Here is an 18125-nt window from a genome sequence, read left to right on the forward strand (position 1 = left end):
AGCACAGCTTGTTCTGCCGCTTCGTTCAGGCTGCCGCCTTCAAACCGGACGCTTGCGTCGGCTCGCTCAACCACTCCATAGCGGCAGGCAAGCCGCTTCCCTTGAGCGGAACGCCCGCGAGCCGCAAGCCCATTTCGCAACCTGCGAGCGTCGCGAGCAGCATCAGGTCGTTGCAATCGCCCAGGTGACCGATGCGGAACATGCGCCCTTTCATCTTGCCGAGACCCGTGCCAAGCGACATGTCGAAGCGTTCGTAGATCAGCTTGCGAACCGCGTCGGCATCGACACCGTCGGGCATCATCACGCCCGTCAGCACGGGGCTATATACACCCGGATCGGCGCACTGGATTTCCAGGCCCCAGGCGCGCACCGCGCGGCGAGTCGCCTCGGCAAGACGCTCGTGACGCGCGAACACGTTGTCGAGCCCTTCGCCGAGAATCATTTCGAGCGCTTCATGAAGCCCGTACAGCAGGTTCGTGTTCGGCGTGTAGGGCCAGTAGCCCGTCTTGTTCATCTCGACGATTTCGCTCCAGTCCCAGAAGCTGCGGGGCAACTTTGCATGCTTGCTCGCGGCCACGGCTTTCGGCGAAATCGCGTTGAAGCTGATGCCCGGCGGCAGCATCAGCCCCTTCTGCGAGCCTGAAACGGTGACGTCGACGCCCCACTCGTCGTGGCGATAATCGGCGCAGGCAAGGCCCGAGATCGTGTCGACGAGCAATAGCGCGGGATGACCTGCGGCGTCGATTGCGCGCCGCACGGCGGCGATATCCGAAGTCACGCCCGTGGACGTTTCGTTGTGCACGACGCACACCGCCTTGATCGAGTGCTGCGTATCTTCGCGCAGACGCGCTTCGATCATTTGCGGTTGAACGCCGCGGCGCCAACCCTCGATGCCGGGCAAGCCAAGAAACTCAGGCATGAGCCCCAAGCTTTCGGCCATCTTTTTCCAGAGCGTTGCGAAGTGCCCCGTCTCGAACATCAGCACGTGATCGCCGGGGCTCAACGTGTTCGAAAGCGCCGCTTCCCATGCGCCGGTGCCGGACGCCGGATAGATCACCACGGGATGCTGTGTCTTGAAGATCTTCTTAATCCCGTCGAGCACTTTCAGACCCAGTTCGCCGAACTCGGGGCCGCGGTGGTCGATGGTCGGATAGCTCATCGCCCGGAGGATGCGATCGGGCACGGGGCTCGGCCCCGGAATCTGCAGAAAGTGACGGCCGGCGGGATGAAAATCTAACTTCAACATTGCACTCCTCCGATTGAATTTTGCATGCAAAAAACTATATCAGACGAGTTCGTACAGGCGAAAGACCGAAATCGCCTTTGCGCACAGGTGTTTACCCGCGCTATTTCGCTGTGCGCGGCGATCCGATAAAATCAAATCCAATGTGGATAAGGAAGTTTGTATGCAAAATTCGGAACTTGAGGCAAGTCTGCCCACGGCGGCCGTGTTGCCGAAAGTGGAGCGTCAGCGCTTGCACGACACGGTTGTGGAGCACATTCGCCGGTTCATCGTCGAGGGCGTACTTGAGCCGGGCAAGAAGCTGAACGAGCGCGAGCTGTGCGAAACGCTCGGCATTTCGCGCACGCCTTTGCGTGAGGCGCTCAAGGTGTTAGCCGCTGAGGGGTTGATCGAGATTTCGCCGAACCGGGGCGCGTCGGTGTGGAAGATGTCGGAGGCCGAGTTGCGCGAGACGTTCGAGTTGATGAGCGGTCTCGAGGCTTTTTCGGGCGAACTGGCAGCCGAGCGGATGACGGCGGCGGAGCTCGCCGAGATCAAGGCGTTGCATTACGCAATGCTCGCTTGTCGCGCGCAAAACGATCTGGCTGGGTACTACAGCCGGAATCAGGCGATCCACGACAAGATCAATGAGGCCGCGCGGAACTCAGCGCTTCGGCAGACTTATATCTCGGTGAATCGGCGTTTGCAGGCACTGCGTTTCCGGTCCAATTTTCAGATCCCGAAGTGGGACAGCGCCATTCATGACCACGACGAAATGTTGAAGGCACTCGAGGCGCGGGACGGTAAGAGGCTTAGTCAGATTCTTCGGCAACATCTGCTTGATAAGCGCGATGCGGTCTTGCAGGTGCAGTCGAGGGAAGAGGCGGCGGGGTCGGGGTTGAAGGCTTGAGCGGTGTCGTACGTGCCGACGCGGGTTATGCGTCGGCGCGCAAGCGCAGACTGCGGACCGTCAGCATCGGCTCACGGGTTTCGATGCATTTCCGGCTGCGGTAATCGACGCCGACGATTTTCGGGAAGCGCGGCACCGCTGAACGTGAGGGTGCGCGTTTGGGTCGTCCACCGGGTCATGCTTGCCTCGCGTCAGCGGGTCGGGGAACAGTGGGAAGCGGCTCGTCCGCCCATTGCGTCCACGCATCGCCGGTCGTGTCCGGCGTATGCGGCTGGATAAGCCACGACATTGTCAGCCCCTCCAAAAGTTATGTTTCATATGCCGCTGGCTGTGCAGACATTTTGGAATCCTACTAAATGTCTCGACGAGGCCCCCCTTTTCCATTGAGGACTCGGGCCTCTGCATTATCAAATCGATCCCGACCGGCGTACAGATGGAAACTGTCGCAGTTTTGTAAAACAAAATCGGGATAGGTTTAACGCATAGCCATCTAATGGATTGACTGACGCTGGACAGAACCAGATCGTCCGCAAGATAGGGAAAGGCACGAAAAAAAGCCCGCACGCGGCGGGCAGCAGTAACTATCGGGAAAAGCGGGAGACGTCACATAGCGCTCATCATCGCGCCGCTGCTGCCAGTGGGTCGCACCATGGGACGCAACCGACCAGCGATCCAACGGGTGAGCAGGTTCGACGCTAAGTGGGACAGCAAGCTTCAGAGAACTTGTAGGTGCGTCCTACCACCAGTTCAACCGTGGCAACTTCAGTCAACGGCGTTGGGTCTGCACGTGGAACGACGACGGAAACGTCTTACGCTCAATCGTGCTGTGCCAGCCAAAGCGAAAACTTATCCCCAGTTTTTGTTCAAAACCCTGTGGACAACCTCAGCAAACCCACACCAAGTACTTGATGGCACACTGCAATCCCGCGCCGTCTCCGCAACACTCAGCCGGAGACGGCATCGCTGGGAAACAGCCCCTCACCGTACTCCATCCTTGCGCCGCAGCGACTCCGGCAACCCGCGCAGCACGATCAACGCACAAATCACACTCATCGTACCGATCACATACAACGCGGGCGTCGTGCTGCCGGTCAGATCCCGCACGCGTCCAACCATGATCGGACTCACGATCCCCCCGAGCTGACCCAGCGTATTGATCAACGCGATGCCGCCAGCCGCGCCCGCCCCAGTCACCAGTTTAGGCGGCAGTGCCCAGAACGCCGGGATAGACGCCACCACGCCTGCGCCCATTACGGCCAATGCGACGATCAGGAAGCCGGCCTGCTTATCGAAGAAACCCGCGGCAAAAAAGCCGATTGCCGACATCACGAGCAGCCCGAAAACGAACTTGCGCCGCTCGCCGGTTGCATCGGACAGGCGCCCCACCACCACCATGCAGATCGCGCCGCATACATATGGCACCGCCGTGAGCAAACCGATCAGCGTCGGATTGTGCGTGCCGGCCACGCGGATCAGATGCGGCGTCCAGAAATTCAATCCATACGACGCAACCTGAATCAGAAAGTACACGAGACCCAGCGTGAGAAAGCCTGGCGTCCTGATCGCCCCGAGCAGCGAATGCCCGGTGTCGGGATGACGGCTTTGCTGCGCGATCTGCTCAGACAGATACGACTTCTCGGCGGGAGACAGCCAGCTCGCGTCCTCAATGCGGTCCTTCAACAGCTTTAGCACGAGATAGCCGAGCAGCACGCACGGCAGCCCGCCGAGCAGGAACAGCCAGTGCCATCCGGGCATACCGAGCACGCCATTCATATGCCCGATAACCAGCCCGGCAAGCGGCGCACCGACCAGCCCCGAAAATGCCGACGCGAGAAACAGCATCGACGTAATACGCCCACGATAGCTGGGCGGAAACCACAGCGTGAGGTAATACAGCACGCCGGGAGCGAAGCCCGCCTCCATTGCCCCGATCAGAAAACGCAGTCCGTAAAACTGCCATTCGGTATTGACGAAAACCATCGCCGCTGTGGCGAGGCCCCACGAAATCATGATCCGTGCAATCCAGCGCCGCGCACCAACTTTGTACAGGAACAGATTGCTTGGCACTTCGAACAATACGTAGCCGATCACGAACAGGCTCGCGCCAAGACCATACGCGGTGTCGGATAACCCGAGATCGCTTTGCAACTGAAACTTGGCGAAGCTGATATTAATGCGGTCGAAAAACGCAAACAGATAGCAGATCATGATGAGCGGCATCAGCCGCCATGCCACTTTGCGGATAATGGCCGCCGCGCCGTCCGCGCTTTGCTCGCGGCCGCCGGTTGCGATTGCGCCCAGGTCACTCATGTTCGTCTCCAATGCCGGATTCGGCGCTGCCGTCCGGTCGTCTAGTGGATCAAGGAAAGTTAGATTTGCAGCACGTAGTCCGGCACGGGATGCAGGTCGCTGTTGCGTCCGGCCTTCGCCACCTGCCCGGGCACGTCATGGCCGAGCAGATCCGGCAGTGCCCGCGACAACGCGAGCAGCTTCTCCAGATCGATGCCGGTCGGAATGCCCATCTCATCGCACAGATTCACGAGGTCTTCCGTACAGATGTTGCCGGATGCACCCGGCGCGAACGGACAACCGCCAAGGCCGCCCAACGCGGCGTCGAAACGGCGTGCGCCGGCTTCATACGCAGCCAGCACGTTAGCAAGCCCAAGTCCGCGCGTATTGTGAAAGTGGAGCGTGAGCGCGGAAGGCGTCACGCGTTCAAGCACCCGCGTTACGAGCCGCGTCACCTGGCGCGGATTCGCCATGCCGGTCGTATCCGCGAGCGTGATGCCCTGTATGCCCATCTCGCGATACGTATCGACAATGCCGACCACGCGGTCCTCGTCGATCGTGCCTTCGAATGGACAGCCGAACGCAGTCGCCACGGAGGCGTTGAGCAATACGCCCGAATCTTTCACATGACGCACGATGTCGCCAAACGCCGTCAACGACGACTCGCAACTCATGCGCATATTCGCGCGGTTGTGCGTCTGACTTGCCGACATCACGAGGTTCAGTTCATCCGCCTTCGCAGCCAGCGCGCGCTCGGCGCCCTTGAGGTTGGGCACCAGCGCGACATAGATCACGCCCGCATGGCGCTCGATCTGCTGAAACACCGCCTCGCCATCACGCAACGCCGGAATCGCTTTCGGCGATACGAACGAACCGGCCTCGATACGCGTGAAGCCCGCCGTCGAAAGCGCGTTGATCAACGCGATCTTGTCGGCGGTATCGACCCAGGCGGGTTCGATCTGTAAGCCGTCGCGCGGCGCGACTTCCTGGACAATCAGTTTGTCGGCAGTTTTGGTGTCCATGACACCGTTCGATGCTCGGGTCATTGCACGGCTCCTTCGCGGCGAAGCCGCTCGATTTCTTCGGTTGCAAATCCGAGTTCGCTCAGCACGCTGCCGGTATGTTCGCCAAGCGTGGGACCTTGCCAGCGCACTTCCCCCGGCGTGTCCGACAGCTTCGGCACGATGCCCGGCATCTTCACCGATGCACCGCCAGGCAGTTGCGCCTGCAACAACATGTCACGCGCCTGGTAGTGCGGATCGGACACGATATCCGCGACTGAATAGATGCGTCCCGCAGGCACTTCGGCGCGTTCCAGCGCGGCCAGCACGTCGCTGGTGGAATGGTGCGAGGTCCATGCGGCGATGGCCTCGTCCAGCATCGCGCAATGCCTGGCGCGGCCGTCGTTGTGAGCTAATGCCGGATCGTCGGCGAGATCGGCGCGGCCGATGGCCTGCATCAGCCGCCGGAAAATCGGGTCGCTGTTGCCTGCAATCACCACGTACCCGTCGTCTTCCGTGGGATACGTGTTGGACGGCGCAATGCCGGGCAAGGCGCCGCCGCTCCGCTCGCGAACGTGACCGAGCAGGTCGTACTCGGGCACGAGGCTTTCCATCAGATTGAAAACGCTTTCGACGAGCGACACATCGACCACCTGGCCTTCGCCCTGTCCCGTCTTCACGCGAAGCAAGGACATCAACGCGCCGATCACGCCGTGCAGCGACGCGAGCGAATCTCCGAGACTCACGCCGACGCGCGCCGGCGCGCCATCCACTTCGCCCGTCGTGTAGCGGATACCGCCCATCGCCTCGCCGATCGCACCGAAGCCCGGCCTGTCGCGGTACGGACCCGACTGTCCATAGCCGGAGATACGGACCATCGTCAGCTTGGGGTTAATCGCGTGCAGCACGTCCCAGCCGATGCCGAGCTTTTCGAGCGCACCCGGACGCAGATTTTCGATGATGACATCGGCCTCGGCCGCGAGCCGCTTCACGATCTCGACGCCATCCGCCGATTTGAGATTCACGCAAACCGACTTTTTGTTGCGCGACTGCAGATACCACCAGAGCGAGGTGCCCTCGTGCAGCTTGCGCCATTTGCGAAGCGGATCGCCCGTTTCAGGCGCTTCGATCTTGACCACGTCGGCGCCGAACTCGGCCATGAGGCGCGCGGCGAACGGCGCGGCAATGAGAGTTCCGATCTCGACGACGCGGATACCCTGAAGGGGTCCACTCATGTGCTGTCTCCATAGCAGTTTTCTGTTGAGAGACAGCTTGCAGGCATGCCGCGGCGGCGTCCAACCGCAATTCGCCAACGACCGTTCGCGAACGGCGAACGCTCCCGCGAGGCGCGGATTAAGCCGCCGCGGTTCGCGCGTTGTCCTTTGCTTCCACCGAACGCAAATGCTCGAACAGCAGACGGCTCACCGGCGACAATGCATCGACGTCGCGCACGACCAGCACGAGGCTGCGTTCCGACCACTCGTCTTCGAGTGGCGCACCGACCAGTCCAAGCGGGCGGCCCATGAGTTCATAAACCTTTTGCGGCAATACGCCGACGCCCATGCCTGCCTGTACCATCCGGCAAACCGCGTCGAAACCCGGCACATGGATTCGCAGCCGCAATGGCTTGCCGGCCTGGCGCGCGGCCATATGCGTGCGCGCGTTGATGGAACTCGCGGCGTGCAAGCCGACGTGATCTCCGTCGAGCGTTTCAGCGAACGCAACGCTTTTGCGCGTGGCCAACGGATGATCGTCGCGCATCACGAGCACGAGCGAATCATGACGATAGTGCTCGACGTGCAAGTCGCGCGTGTCAGCGTCGCCGGAACATATGCCGAGATCGGCCAGGCTGTCATCCACCGCTTCGACCACGCCACCGCTCGGCCGCTCTTCCAGATCGAGCTTCACACGCTCGTGCTCCAGCTGGAACGCGCGTAAATCTTCGGGCAAGAATTCGACGATCGCTGACAGATTCGCCATCATTCGCACGTAACCACGCACGCCGCTCGCGTGTCCCGCGAGTTCAATGCCGATGTTTTCGATGTCGCGCATCACGCGCCGTGCGTGATGCAGCAGCGTTTCGCCGGCCGGCGTGAGCGTCATGCCGCGCGCGTTGCGCTGGAACAGCGTGGCACCGACCGCCTGCTCCAATTCGAGCAGGCGCTTGCTCGCTGCCGAAACGGCAATCGCCTCGCGCTCCGCGGCGCGCGTGAGCGTGCCTTCCTCGTAGACGGCAAGGAACAGTTGAAGGGTCGTAAGGTCGAGCTTGCGAAGAAGGTTCTTGATCACCATGGCGCGGCGCCGGCAGTTCGGTCAGTGCTAATCATCCCACATGCAGCCGCGCAGCCCGAGCCCTGAATTGTCGTGGTGAGATCGCCCAGCGGCAACGCGGGCATTCATGGCCATGAGTCGAGTCTGTGATTGTGCGAATCAACAGAGCCGCTTGCCGTGCAGCGCTAAAGCGCGTTTGGTATGCTGGATCGCCGGTCATTCCGCGGGGCGCCATGGTCGTTCCATCGGCCTCAGTATTCAACAACGCGCTTGTTGCGATAAGCGCTGCGACCGGTCGAACGCGGCCAACCGCACGGCGGCGTGCTGCCAAGGCTCTCGCAGTTCGCCCATCGTCAAAGGAATCATTCGATGCCCACCGTCGCGATAGCGATTTTCCCCGGCGTGCAGGCCCTCGACGTCGCCGGACCTGTCGATGTGTTCTCGGAAGCGAACCGCTTCGTCACGCCACAGGAGCGCTACGAGGTCACACTGCTGAGCGCAAAGCAAGCGCCGCTGCGCGCGTCGAACGGCATGACGTTAATCGCCGACGCCACGTTCGAGCACGCTCGCGAGCCGTTCGATCTCGCGTTGGTCGCGGGCGGCCCTGCACTGCCCGAAGGTGAGCCGCCTGCTGCACCGTTGCTCGACTGGTTGACCAACGTCGCGCCTCGATGCGCGCGTTACGGTTCCATTTGCACCGGCGCTTTCGCGCTAGGACATGCGGGCCTGCTCGATGCACGCAACGTCACCACACATTGGCAACATGCGGCCCAACTCGCCACCCAGTTTCCGAAAGCGCGCGTCGATTACGACCGCATTTATTTGCGCGATGGCCAACTCGTGACGTCGGCGGGCGTGACTGCGGGCATCGATCTGTCGCTCGCACTCGTCGCCGAAGACCATGGTTCGCACATTGCGCTCGCAGTGGCGAAGCGGCTTGTCGTTTTCGCGCAGCGGCAAGGCGGTCAGTCGCAATTCAGCCCGTACCTCACGGCACCCGCCGACGAAACATCGCCGGTCGCAAAAGTCCAGGCGCATGTCATGGAGCGCATCCACGAAGGCTTTACGGTCAAAGAACTCGCCGACGTCGCCGGAATGAGCGCCCGTAATTTCGCGCGCGTGTTCGTGCAGGAAACGGGCGTGACGCCGCATGAGTTTGTCGAGCGCGCGCGTGTGGATGCAGCGCGCAAGCTGCTGGAAAGCAGCGGCGCTGCGCTCAAGACGATCGCCTACGATTGCGGTTTCGGCACGGCCGAGCGCATGCGGATCGTCTTCATGAAAAGAATCGGCGCAACGCCGATGCAATATCGTGAGCGCTTTCGGGCCACCTGATTACCGTCGATGAGCGGCGCCGCTGCGCGCGCAAAACATGCGTGAGAAGATAACGCTCTGCTCAAGCCAACGCTCAAGGAACGACATGAACCCCTCTTCTCCGATTCGCGCGATCGTCACTGGACACACGCGCGGCCTTGGCGCGGCGCTCGCTGAACAACTGCTTGCACGCGATATCGCAGTGCTCGGTCTATCGCGCTCGCGTCATGCATCGCTCAAACAGCGCTTTTCCACGCTGCTAGAAGAAACCGAACTCGCACTTGCCGATACAGCACGCGTTGCTGAATGGCTGACGACCGATGCTTTGCGCGCATTCGTCAGCGGCGCAGAGACTGTCCTGCTGATCAACAACGCGGGCATGGTGCAGCCAATCGGTCCGATCGAGGGGCAGGACGTGGTGGACATTGCGACTGCCGTCAGCCTCAACGTGGCAACGCCGCTAATGCTCGCGAGCGCACTCGCCGCCGCGAGTCCGCACGCGAGCGGTCGGCGCATCGTGCATATTTCGAGCGGCGCGGCGCGCAACGCTTACGCCGGCTGGAGCATCTACTGCGCGACGAAGGCGGCGCTCGATCACCATGCGCGCGCCGTCTCGCTCGACGCGAACCGCGCGTTGCGCATCTGCAGTCTTGCGCCTGGTGTGATCGATACGAACATGCAGGCGGAGATTCGCGGAACCGGCGTCGAACAGTTCCCCATGCGTGAGAAGTTCGAGGACCTCAAGCGCACCGGTCAGCTTTCCACGCCCGAGCAATGCGCGGCTCAGTTGCTCGACTACGCACTTAGCGATGCATTCGGTGAAACGCCGGTGGCCGACATTCGCGAAATCGCGAAGTCGGCTTGACGTGTAGCGAGCATCGTCGCTCCCGAAAAACCTCACCTTTGCGTGCATGGGGCGATGATTCCTGTGGCTTGGCGACGGGGTCATCGCGCGAATCACGCTCTTTATTCGAGGATTTTTGCTCGTTGCTTCGCTGCTCGCTGGTGAATCGGAGGCGAAGCTCGCGCTCCCGAAAAACCTCACCTTCGGTACGAAGCGATCAACACTTCGCAGGTGTCGCCGTTTTCCGAACTCCCGAAAACACTCACCTTTCGCAGTAAGGGACAGGCTGCAAAGCCATACTGGGCGGGGCACCGGTTGCCAGAAACAGACGATTCCCGAAAACTCTCACCTTTCGGATGCGCTAACGATCTGGATACCCAGGTAAGAAGCCGCAGCACGCGATTCGATAGAGAAGGAGTCGTCGGCAGCGAATCGTGCGACTACATGAACGGTGAGGCGGTTTGAGTTTGGCCGCTCACGGTCGATGCAACGTCCTGACTACTCCCGAATTCCCTCACCTTTGCGTGGGCGACACGTGGCGAAGAGCCTGCTTGCACTACCGCGTCGGCTGGACGTCTAGCGAATTTTTGCGGTTTTTGCAGCAAGAAGCGGAGCTAGCCGAGCGTTTCGAGCCGCCGCCGACTCGCTCCCGAAAAGCCTCACCTTTGCCGTCGCGCTCGTGCATCAACTCGCAAGCTTGCGGAACGTCTCGAGAACCGCGTCGCCTTTGAACGGCTTCACGATCCAGCCTTTGACACCCGCCGCCTTGCCGCGCTCTTTCATCGCCGGGCTGCTTTCCGTTGTCAGCATGATGACGTTGACCGTCTTGTTCGCGAGTTCGCCGCGAATCTTCTCGACCATAGTGAGACCGTCCATGTTCGGCATGTTGACGTCGCTAATCACGAGCTTGATGCCTGGACTAGCCTTCAGTTTCGCGAGGCCGTCTTTGCCGTCCACCGCGGTGTCCACGTCGAGACCATTCTTCTTCAGAAAGCCGGCCACTTCGTCGCGCACCGTGCCTGAGTCGTCCACTACCAGAATTTTCGACATATCTTTCCCTTCATCAATCCGTCAGAGATCAAAACAGCTCCAGCTCACCGCTGGTTTCTTCAATGGCGCTCGTGTCTGCAACAAAATCGAGAGGCGCATACGCGCAAACGCATAGCGTCGCCCCAAGCCGCGCGGTGCCGCCGAGCATCACCGAATACGAAGACAGCAGCGCCGGCTTCAACTCATGCAGATGCGGCAGGCAATGCGCGCTCAGCACGTACGGCGTCGACATGCCGAGGTCCGGGAAGTAGCGCAGCAGTTCCTGATTGATCGCGCCGCAACACAGATTGCAGATTTCCAGGAACGCGTCCTGAAACGGCCGCTCGTCGGCTTCCTTCAGGTAGTACGCGCGCGTGCTGTCGTTTTCGTCGAAATGAAGAATCAGCAGCAGCCTGAACACGATCGACGAAATGGTCAGTACGACGACCTGTGTGCCGTGTGCCGTGCCTGTGTCGGCTTGCGCGATCGGGACGATCTCGCACTGGTCGTCTGGACTCAGCGGCAAGCGCGCCTGCGCGGCCTTGCGAAATATGCGCTCGAAGCTGTCCTTGGCGTGGGCCGTAATCACGCGGACACCTCGTCCAGCTTCGAATGAAACTGACTGGCCATCGACTCCACACTGGCAAGCGACGCCGCAATCATCTTGCCGCCGGCCTGAATGTCCTGAAACGTGGAAGTCGTGGTCAAGTCGTTCCGATGCAGGCTGTCGCGATAGCTCTTCGACAATTCCTCGGAACGCGCGGCGAGCGAGCGCACTTCGCTCGCCACCACCGCAAAGCCGCGGCCGGCGGGACCCGCGCGTGCCGCTTCGATCGACGCGTTCAGCGACACGATCACCACATGCCGCACGATGGATGAGAGCTCCTGATTCTTCGCGTGCATGTCGTGGTTCTGCGTCATCAGCGAGATCATTTGCTCGTGCCAACGCTCGAACGCAGCGCCCAGGCCTTTCAGGCGCGCGGCTTCGCTGGCAAGTTGCCGCGCCTGCTGCGCCAACTGTTCCCTGTCTTCGGTAATGCTTTTGAGCGTCGCGCGCAATTCGTCGACGCTTGCCGATCCTTCCATCAATTCGGCGCGCAATTGGGCGGTCTGCGTTTGCAGCTCATGCTCGGCCCGCTCGCGCTCGTGTGCTGCTGCGTCGAGCGCGACGTGCCCGGCTCTGAGTGAATTGATCTGCGCTTGCCCGTCAGCACGCAGCCTTGCGGTCAGCCGCGTAACGTACAGCCGATGCGCGGCCACCCCGAGCAACGCGGTCGCGGCGCTGCCCGCCAGCGCCGCCAATAGATACTGTTGAATCACAACCATTCCTTGAAGGACGCCGCGGCGTGCGGCGCAAAAATGCTCAGCGCGTCACTGCGCCGACGCGAACTTCGCCGTCTTCGTTACGCGACTCGGTGCCGAGCGTGTCGACGGCGGCGCTGTCCGGCAGACACACGATCGTTTGGAATTGGCGAAACGCCGCGCCCTTGTGATCGTCGGTGAAGCGCAGTTCGATGCTGCCGTTTTCGCGCTTCAGGAAGTCGCGCACGGCATCCATGCCGACGCCGCGGCCCGACACTGCGGTGACGGTGTCCGCGGTCGAAAAGCCCGGACGGAAAATCAACTCGGCGATGGCTTCGTCGCCCGGCGTTTCGTCGGGACCGATCCAGCCGCGCTCCATCGCAATGCCGCGAATGCGTTCCAGCGCGAGGCCGCGACCGTCGTCGCTGAGCGTGATCTGCAATGCGCCGCCATCCACGCCGACCTCGATCGAGATCGCGCCAGCCGGCGTCTTGCCTTTCGCGGCGCGGGCTTCGGCGGATTCAACGCCGTGATCCATCGAGTTGCGCAGCAAGTGCATGAAGACGTTGTTCAGCGTGCCGGCCGACTTGCCACGCAGCCGGTAGCCGTTGTCGGCGATATGCACGGACGGCGCAGGCTTGCCCAATTCGCTCGCGAGCGACGGCAGCGAGCCCAGCACGCCCGACAGCGCATCGCGGACGCTTTCGCTGCCGAGCGCGAGAAAATTGCGGCGCAGTGTCTTTTGCATCGCCTGAAGTTCGTGCAGTTCGCTTGCATTCGTCTCGTCGAGCAGATTCACGATGCGCTGCATCTCTTCCTTGTCGACCATCACATAGCGGCCCGCGTTGCCCGCGTCGTTTCGCTGCGCCTTGCCCTTTCGGCCAAGGCTTTGCTCGTTGATCGTCGCGTAACTTTCGATAGCCTCGCGCACACGCGTCAACTCCCGCATCAGATGCTCCTGATCCCACGGGCGATCCGCGTCGGGTTGGCGCAACTCGTGATAGCTCTGCTCCGTTTCGTGAACGACATCGGTCAGATGCTGCAGGTTGTACGTGCGCGCATTGCCCTTGATGGTGTGCATATTGCGGAACAGCTCTGCAATCGCGGCGTGGTCGGCCTCCGAATGCTTGCGGATGATGCGCTCGTTCTCGCTAATAAATCCGGCCGAGCTCTCGATGAAGTGATGGAACTTCTCTTCGCTGACCGCCAGAATTTCGCCGATCATGTCGAGGCGCCGGCGCTGTTCGCTGGCTTCCGCAGCAAGTTTGCGCAATTCGGTCACGTCGCGCACGCAAAGCATCAAGCGGACAATGGTGTCGTCTTCGTCGGTAATTGCGGACCAGCTCAGGTCGAGTATTTTCACGCGGCCATCGGGCATGCGCTTCGAAATCTCGCCGACCAGCAAATGCTGATTGAACGCGAAGTTGATGCAGTCTTCGCCAAGGCACGCATGCGCGGCGGCGTCGACTTGCGACAACGCGTCGGCGCCCAGATCGGTATCTGAGAACACGAGGTCCATGAGTCCGCGCCCGGCAATGTCCTTCGTCTCGAAGATGTCTTCCAGATACGCCGAGTACTCCGTGTGGATCACGGCGCCGTCGATCACCGTCAGAATGCCCTGTTGCATGTTCTGCAACATCGCCTGGATGTCGGCGGTTTTCTGTTTGAGTTGCGCCGAGCTTTCCTGGATCTTCTCGATCATGCCGTTGAAGGCGACGATCGAATGGCCGATCTCGTCGAGCCGCCCCACCGGCACGCGGCGCGTGAAGTCCTGGCTGGACGCGATCTCGCTCATCATGGCCTGCATGCGGCTGAGCGGCCGCGTGATCTGACGGTAGAGCAAAGCGCCGATCGAAGTCAGCAGAATAATCGCGATGCCGGTCACGAAAGCAATGGCCGTCGTCGTGGTCGCCAGTGTCGCGTTCAGCGTCGTGATCGCTTCGTCTTTCTCGCGGTTCTTCTCCACGCGCAGCGTTTCGACAATACCCTCGAGTTCGTCCCGATACTGTGCGACGTTCGCAAACAGATACGCCTGCGCGAGCTCATTCTTGCCGTCGGCTTTCATTTTCGCCGTCTCGGCAATCGCGGAGAAGTAGTTGTCGAGACTGTCGTTGGCCTGCGAAACGAGACCCTTTTGCGCGTGGCTCGCGGCGTCTTTCGCCTGCAAGGCGAGCGCCTGTTGGAGCGCGATTCTTTTCTTCTTCAGTTCGTCCTGCGCCTGCGCGACAACGGCGCCGTCGGGCGCGTAGACAAGCGTCATGGTCGCGAGCTGAACGTCCTTGACCTGAGATACGAGGTCGGCGGAAGCAAGCGCGCTTGGCACCACACCTTCGGTGACCTTGCGCACTTCGGCTGCGCTGCCGCGCGTTTGATAGACGGCGTAACCGCCGATCGCCGACAACGCGACGAACATTAAAACAACCAATAGAGTAATGCGATGACGGATAGTCATGTGAACCCCGGGTTCTGGCCTTCGCGTCTGCCCTCGTTTGGAGCAGCGCGTTTTTTATGCGACATGAGATCTTGCTTGCAGCGCTGCCGAGTATTGCCGACCCGTGTTACTAAGCGATGACTACAGACTTAACTTCGCATTCGGAGCCGCACTTTTTATTTCTCAAGTTTTCGGCGGCTATGCCGTTGGGGGGCGTCCGTTGCGTTCGCATGTCGACATTTATCAAACCGAAGGCGGAAGGCGGGATCGAGTCTGGGGAGCTCCCGAATATCCTCACCACATCGTTAAAGGTGCGAACAGCGGCGTGGCTACCTCACCTCCCGGATATAGGCGAGTGCAACAGTCAGGCACCTCCTGGAATCGCTCACCTTTGCGGCAACCTCCTGGAACTCCTCACCTTTACGCGTGACGCCAGGTGACAACGCCGCGTGGGGCGCTCAACGGTGCGGCGTAAATCCTGGGACGACTCACCATTGGGGACATGGCATCGTCTCCTGGAACGTCTCACCTTTGTGTGCGAAAGATCAAAGGTGATGCCGTCTCCTGGAATTCCTCACCATCCTGGAATTGCTCACCTTTGACGGCGGTATGCTTGAACAATCTTCCGCCGTGCGACGCGTTATCTCGCCAGCTTGACGACATTCGAAAGCCCCGGTCCCGGCGATGAACCGAAGCTGTAAGTGGAGCGGCCGCTGCGCTTGGCCACATACATGGCGGCGTCCGCAACGTCTAGCAGTCCTGCGATGGTCTGAACCCGGTCGGGAAAGGTGGCGATGCCGATACTCACGCCAATCGCAAAACGACCGCCATACTCTTTGTCACCGACAGCGCGAACACTTGAAAGCAGGCGGTCGGCGAGTTCCCTCAACTTCGCGTCGTCACCGCAATCCGTCGCGAGTAGAACGAACTCGTCGCCGCCAACACGAGCGAGCATGTCGTTCTGTCGCGTCGCCGCGCGCAGCGATTCGGCGAGCCGACGCAGCAGTACGTCGCCGGCGCTGTGGCCCATTGCGTCATTCACATTCTTGAAGCCGTCTATGTCGAGGTACAGCAGCGCGATGCGCTTGGCGGCGGCCGCATCGTTCGAAAGTGCGTCGATGGTGGAAAGCAGCCGGCGCCGGTTCGGCAGTCCCGTCAAAGTGTCCTGCGCCGCCTGCTGATTGAGTGCGTTCGAATACGCATGCACCCTCGCGAACGCACGACGCTGAATATAGACCGTATAAACCATCAGGCAGCACACCAGCACAGCGATAGCAACTAGCGCAGCGCTTCCGAACATCAGGCGCTGGTGAGCGTCTTCTGTCGCCACCCTTCGTCTTTCACGCCAGTCGTGCAGCAACAGACTAAGGTCCTGGCGCAGACCGTCCATGTAAAGCTTGCCTTCGTTCGTCTGCACGAGTGCGACGGCAGCGATGCGATTGCCGCTGCGAGCCAGCTCGATGGTGCGCGCAAGTTCCGTCACCTTGTCGGTCTTCGCGTGCTCGACACGGCGCACGAGTTCGAGAGATCTCTCGTCGCTGCCCGCCACCTGCTGCAAGCGCAGCACGGTGTCGTCGAGATCACGAATGCCCTCGCGGTAAGGTACGAGGTAACTTTCGTCGCCTGTCAGCAGATAGCCGCGCTGACCGGTCTCCGCGTTCTCCAGATCGTGCAGCACGCGGTTGGCTGCGCCGAGCACGGCAAACGCTTCTTCGTCGCGCAAACCGTCGGCAACGATGATCCTCGCTTCATACACGAAGAGGCCGGCGGCAACCAGCAAGCCAATGGCCATGCTGACGTACAGCACGATGAAACGGTTACGATCGGCTTTCGCGGAGCGAAACAGACGCGCGGTCACAAGAGCTCCAGGGCGGTGAGGGTGATGGGAAGCTTGCAATCATACTGGAGAGCCGTGGCGGCTTCCCGTCAGGGTGGGCAAGTGGACCGCCAGGGCCGCTTATCGTTCGACGTTCGACGTTCGCCGTTTTGTCAAACAGACGAACTGCTCGCTACCCGCGCGTCCTTGCGCTCATCACGGCAGTTGCGGTCTGCCGGCAAACGCGGCGACGTGATCACTGGGAACGGCGAAAATTTCCACTGAAGAATTATTCCTGCACTACCTGCGTGACGCTCAAATAATGCTTGGAAGTGCACGTCATACAGCTTTGCCGAGGCGTGCGTGTGTGGTGCATGTAATCAAAAGAAGGCTTACCAAGGCCTTGCGAATAAGGCTTCACTTCGCTGACAACTTTGCCTATTTTTCATAGAGCCACCAGCGAATCCGCAACCAGTTGCGGCGCGCTCCAAACAGACTTTTCATAAGCTCCGCACGCCTGATCCGAGACCGCTAGTGCACAACCTTGGCCGACGCCGGCGGTTGAGCGCAGGCGCAGATCGCCCTGCACAACAGCCCCGTCCACTCATATGATCTTTTGAAGGAGACAGCAATGAGCACGAATCTCTCAGTCGTCAAAGGTGCGTACGAGGCGTTTCAGCGGGGCGACATTCCCGCGATACTCGAGGTCATCGCGGACGACGTTGAATGGCGTGTCGTTGGACCCGCGTCGCTGCCGTTTCCAAGAGAATGCCGCAACAAGAACGAGGTCTCCGCGTTCTTCAAGTCGCTCGCGGAAAGCGACGACATCGCAGTATTCGAACCGCGCGAATATATCGACGCGGGGGACGATATCGTCACACTAGGCTTCGTGAAGGGCACGATCCGATCGACGGGCGAAGCCGTTGAAAGCGAGTGGATTCACGTCATGACACTCAAGAACGGCTTGCTGACGCGTTTTGTCGAGTTCTTCGATACGGCAACGAGAGGCGGCCACTAGCCTCACATCGCACGAGTCGCGGCTAGAACTTCACCTTCACCTGGAAGCCGATAGTGAACGGAAGGTCGTCGGATGGAATCGGCGGGATGACGATGAAGTTCGCACCGACGCGCTTGTACTCGACCATGACGAGCGGGGCGAGCACTGGCCCAATCGTATGGTCGCGGCCGAGTCCCCAGTTGCCGTAGTTGTAGCCGGAGATGATGCCGCCCATCGCCGCGATTCGCACAATGCCCCAATGCAGGAAATCGGGTGACCAGACGCCGCCGCCGTAGTACGACGGCCGGCGCAGCGAATTGCGAAAGCCGCCCGCCGTCAGCGCCCATTGATTGTTGAGCCAGCATTCGACGCCAAGCCCCGGATTGAACTGCTCGAAATGCTTGTCCGGGTCGGGATTGATGTGATACGAGCCGAGCATGGCGTCGACCCAAACGCCGCCGTCGCACCAGCTGCCCGCGTGCGCCGCCGATGTCCCAGCGAGGCCCGCGACGAGCGCGAACAATGTGTGACTGATGTGCTTGCGGATGTCCTTACTGATCTGCCGAAGATGCATGTCCTCTCCACCACCGGTCGAGCGCCGGCGTGATGCTGTTTGGTTTTTGTGCGTGCCGCCCGTCGCGCACTGTACCGCAAGCCACTCATGCGATGTTGAAGACGCACTCGGGCTTGCGGGCACAAGAC

Annotated in this window: 15 protein-coding genes; 4 read left to right on the forward strand and 11 right to left on the reverse strand. The window is 60.9% G+C overall.

Going from position 1 to position 18125, the window contains the following annotated elements:
• Nucleotides 1–25: 25 nt before the first annotated feature.
• Complete coding sequence (locus ACTJLB_RS14340; protein WP_440783650.1) at nt 26–1246, reverse strand: pyridoxal-phosphate-dependent aminotransferase family protein; 1221 nt, start codon at nt 1244–1246, stop codon at nt 26–28.
• Nucleotides 1247–1406: 160 nt separating this feature from the next.
• On the opposite strand from ACTJLB_RS14340, the gene ACTJLB_RS14345 reads away from it, so the two are divergent.
• Nucleotides 1407–2132 carry a GntR family transcriptional regulator gene (locus tag ACTJLB_RS14345; RefSeq protein WP_440783651.1) on the forward strand — a complete coding sequence of 242 codons (726 nt, stop codon included), beginning with the start codon at nt 1407–1409 and terminating at the stop codon, nt 2130–2132.
• A 978-nt stretch (nt 2133–3110) separates the two neighbouring features.
• Here ACTJLB_RS14345 and ACTJLB_RS14350 read toward each other — a convergent pair.
• The 4 genes from ACTJLB_RS14350 to ACTJLB_RS14365 form a co-directional block, all read right to left on the reverse strand.
• Nucleotides 3111–4442, reverse strand: a complete 1332-nt coding sequence (locus ACTJLB_RS14350; RefSeq protein ID WP_440783652.1) for an MFS transporter — start codon at nt 4440–4442, stop codon at nt 3111–3113.
• Nucleotides 4443–4501: 59 nt separating this feature from the next.
• Nucleotides 4502–5467 carry a hydroxymethylglutaryl-CoA lyase gene (locus tag ACTJLB_RS14355; protein WP_440783653.1) on the reverse strand — a complete coding sequence of 322 codons (966 nt, stop codon included), beginning with the start codon at nt 5465–5467 and terminating at the stop codon, nt 4502–4504.
• A complete protein-coding gene (locus tag ACTJLB_RS14360) occupies nt 5464–6657 on the reverse strand; it encodes a CaiB/BaiF CoA transferase family protein (protein WP_204523340.1) in 1194 nt (397 codons plus the stop codon). Before ACTJLB_RS14360 ends, ACTJLB_RS14355 begins: the two co-directional genes overlap by 4 nt.
• A gap of 118 nt (nt 6658–6775) precedes the next feature.
• Nucleotides 6776–7714, reverse strand: coding sequence for a LysR family transcriptional regulator (locus ACTJLB_RS14365; RefSeq protein WP_392394973.1), 939 nt, complete (start codon nt 7712–7714; stop codon nt 6776–6778).
• 348 nt (nt 7715–8062) lie between these two features.
• On the opposite strand from ACTJLB_RS14365, the gene ACTJLB_RS14370 reads away from it, so the two are divergent.
• Together ACTJLB_RS14370 and ACTJLB_RS14375 are read left to right on the forward strand one after the other, a co-directional pair.
• Nucleotides 8063–9025: a GlxA family transcriptional regulator gene (locus ACTJLB_RS14370; RefSeq protein WP_440783654.1), complete on the forward strand. Its 963-nt coding sequence runs from the start codon at nt 8063–8065 to the stop codon at nt 9023–9025.
• Between the two features lie 85 nt (nt 9026–9110).
• On the forward strand, nt 9111–9869 hold the full coding sequence (locus ACTJLB_RS14375) for an SDR family oxidoreductase (RefSeq protein WP_440783655.1): 759 nt from the start codon (nt 9111–9113) through the stop codon (nt 9867–9869).
• 663 nt (nt 9870–10532) lie between these two features.
• Here ACTJLB_RS14375 and ACTJLB_RS14380 read toward each other — a convergent pair.
• From ACTJLB_RS14380 to ACTJLB_RS14400, 5 genes are all read right to left on the reverse strand, one after another.
• Nucleotides 10533–10898: a response regulator gene (locus tag ACTJLB_RS14380; RefSeq protein ID WP_020068625.1), complete on the reverse strand. Its 366-nt coding sequence runs from the start codon at nt 10896–10898 to the stop codon at nt 10533–10535.
• Between the two features lie 28 nt (nt 10899–10926).
• Nucleotides 10927–11466 (reverse strand): hypothetical protein, encoded by a 540-nt coding sequence (locus ACTJLB_RS14385; protein ID WP_310356341.1) that lies wholly within the window; start codon nt 11464–11466, stop codon nt 10927–10929.
• The gene (locus ACTJLB_RS14390) at nt 11463–12197 is read right to left on the reverse strand and encodes a methyl-accepting chemotaxis protein (protein ID WP_440783817.1); all 735 of its coding nucleotides are present in this window, start codon (nt 12195–12197) and stop codon (nt 11463–11465) included. The genes ACTJLB_RS14385 and ACTJLB_RS14390 overlap by 4 nt, the downstream gene beginning before the upstream one ends.
• Nucleotides 12198–12240: 43 nt before the next feature.
• On the reverse strand, nt 12241–14631 hold the full coding sequence (locus tag ACTJLB_RS14395) for a HAMP domain-containing protein (protein WP_440783656.1): 2391 nt from the start codon (nt 14629–14631) through the stop codon (nt 12241–12243).
• A 619-nt stretch (nt 14632–15250) separates the two neighbouring features.
• Nucleotides 15251–16468, reverse strand: coding sequence for a diguanylate cyclase domain-containing protein (locus tag ACTJLB_RS14400; RefSeq protein WP_440783657.1), 1218 nt, complete (start codon nt 16466–16468; stop codon nt 15251–15253).
• Nucleotides 16469–17057: 589 nt separating this feature from the next.
• Between ACTJLB_RS14400 and ACTJLB_RS14405 the strand changes: the two genes are divergently transcribed.
• Nucleotides 17058–17444 (forward strand): nuclear transport factor 2 family protein, encoded by a 387-nt coding sequence (locus tag ACTJLB_RS14405; RefSeq protein ID WP_088175446.1) that lies wholly within the window; start codon nt 17058–17060, stop codon nt 17442–17444.
• 22 nt (nt 17445–17466) lie between these two features.
• Here the strand turns inward: ACTJLB_RS14405 and ACTJLB_RS14410 are convergent, their stop codons facing one another.
• The gene (locus tag ACTJLB_RS14410) at nt 17467–17997 is read right to left on the reverse strand and encodes a hypothetical protein (RefSeq protein ID WP_087751903.1); all 531 of its coding nucleotides are present in this window, start codon (nt 17995–17997) and stop codon (nt 17467–17469) included.
• Nucleotides 17998–18125: the final 128 nt, after the last annotated feature.

The organism is Paraburkholderia sp. 22098, assembly GCF_052045935.1.
Taxonomy (GTDB): Bacteria; Pseudomonadota; Gammaproteobacteria; order Burkholderiales; family Burkholderiaceae; genus Paraburkholderia; species Paraburkholderia caledonica.

Excerpts from the sequence above, each read along its gene's own strand:
- ACTJLB_RS14340 (WP_440783650.1), bottom strand. The coding sequence starts at position 1,246 with ATGTTGAAGTTAGATTTTCATCCCGCCGGCCGTCACTTTCTGCAGATT.
- ACTJLB_RS14345 (WP_440783651.1), top strand. The coding sequence starts at position 1,407 with ATGCAAAATTCGGAACTTGAGGCAAGTCTGCCCACGGCGGCCGTGTTG.
- ACTJLB_RS14350 (WP_440783652.1), bottom strand. The coding sequence starts at position 4,442 with ATGAGTGACCTGGGCGCAATCGCAACCGGCGGCCGCGAGCAAAGCGCG.
- ACTJLB_RS14355 (WP_440783653.1), bottom strand. The coding sequence starts at position 5,467 with ATGACCCGAGCATCGAACGGTGTCATGGACACCAAAACTGCCGACAAA.
- ACTJLB_RS14360 (WP_204523340.1), bottom strand. The coding sequence starts at position 6,657 with ATGAGTGGACCCCTTCAGGGTATCCGCGTCGTCGAGATCGGAACTCTC.
- ACTJLB_RS14365 (WP_392394973.1), bottom strand. The coding sequence starts at position 7,714 with ATGGTGATCAAGAACCTTCTTCGCAAGCTCGACCTTACGACCCTTCAA.
- ACTJLB_RS14370 (WP_440783654.1), top strand. The coding sequence starts at position 8,063 with ATGCCCACCGTCGCGATAGCGATTTTCCCCGGCGTGCAGGCCCTCGAC.
- ACTJLB_RS14375 (WP_440783655.1), top strand. The coding sequence starts at position 9,111 with ATGAACCCCTCTTCTCCGATTCGCGCGATCGTCACTGGACACACGCGC.
- ACTJLB_RS14380 (WP_020068625.1), bottom strand. The coding sequence starts at position 10,898 with ATGTCGAAAATTCTGGTAGTGGACGACTCAGGCACGGTGCGCGACGAA.
- ACTJLB_RS14395 (WP_440783656.1), bottom strand. The coding sequence starts at position 14,631 with ATGACTATCCGTCATCGCATTACTCTATTGGTTGTTTTAATGTTCGTC.
- ACTJLB_RS14405 (WP_088175446.1), top strand. The coding sequence starts at position 17,058 with ATGAGCACGAATCTCTCAGTCGTCAAAGGTGCGTACGAGGCGTTTCAG.
- ACTJLB_RS14410 (WP_087751903.1), bottom strand. The coding sequence starts at position 17,997 with ATGCATCTTCGGCAGATCAGTAAGGACATCCGCAAGCACATCAGTCAC.